We start from the raw sequence: 1,159 nt of genomic DNA, 5'->3' as shown, positions 1-1,159 counted from the left end.
CTAAATAGCTTCGCAAAATAGTAGATCACTGAAAGGGAACTCAGCCCGGATTGTGCGATCTGATCAATCGCCAAACATCACAAATCACCAACCGGACTGAGCGATGCCGATCATAGCAGCAATTCCTGATGAAGAACGACAACTGATGCGCAAAGAGGCCCAACAAACCCACGATAAAAACCATGCGCGACGACTTATCGCCATGCTGATGCTGCATCAGGGAATGACCGTCACCGACGTTGCCAGATTACTCTGTGCCGCCCGCTCATCCGTTGGTCGATGGATAAACTGGTTTACTTTACATGGTATTGAAGGACTAAAAAGCCTCAGACCCGGACGTGCTCCGCGTTGGCCAGTCGCTGATATCCTCCAGCTCTTGCCCCTGTTGGTACAGCGTTCCCCGAAGGATTTTGGCTGGCTGCGCTCACGCTGGAGCACGGAGCTTCTGGCGCTTGTCGTCAACCGACTTTTTGATGTGACGCTGCACCGCTCCACTCTACACCGATATCTGAGGCAGGCAGATATGGTCTGGCGCAGGGCAGCGCCAACGCTGAAAATCAAAGATCCGCACTATGAAGAAAAACGGCTTGTCATCGAGCAGGCGCTGGCTCAGGAGCAGACTGCACATCCTGTGTTTTATCAGGATGAAGTCGACATCGACCTGAATCCAAAAATAGGCGCTGACTGGATGCCCAAAGGGCAACAGAAACGCATCGCCACGCCGGGACAGAACCAGAAGCATTATCTGGCAGGCGCACTGCATTCAGGTACGGGACGGGTTCACTACGTCAGTGGCAGCAGCAAGAGTTCTGATTTATTTATCAGTCTGTTAGAAACGTTACGCCGTACATACAGGCGGGCGAAAACCATCACACTGGTGGTGGATAACTACATCATCCATAAAAGCCGCAAAGTGGAACGCTGGCTGGAAGAAAACCCGAAGTTCCGGTTGCTGTTCCTGCCGACGTACTCGCCGTGGCTGAATCCGATAGAGCGACTGTGGTTGTCGTTACACGAAACCATAACGAGAAATCATCACTGTCGGTACATATGGCAGTTACTGAAACAGGTAGCACAATTTATGAATGCCACTTCACCGTTTCCCGGCAATCAACATGGCCTGGCCAAAGTGGAGCGGTAATATGCGAAGTTATTTAGC

The 1,159-nt window shown here is 51.5% G+C and carries 1 protein-coding gene; it reads left to right on the top strand.

Annotated elements, in window-relative coordinates; genetic code table 11:
• The first annotated feature begins 103 nt into the window (after positions 1-103).
• Positions 104-1,141: an IS630 family transposase gene (locus L6R44_RS24805; protein WP_237425701.1), complete on the top strand. Its 1,038-nt coding sequence runs from the start codon at positions 104-106 to the stop codon at positions 1,139-1,141.
• Positions 1,142-1,159 lie beyond the last annotated feature (18 nt).

The sequence above is a fragment of the Enterobacter cloacae complex sp. ECC445 genome (assembly GCF_021892025.1).
In the GTDB taxonomy this organism is placed as follows: Bacteria; Pseudomonadota; Gammaproteobacteria; order Enterobacterales; family Enterobacteriaceae; genus Enterobacter; species Enterobacter chengduensis.
Note: the sequence above shows the minus strand (reverse complement) of the source record. Positions and strands in the feature narration are given on the sequence as shown.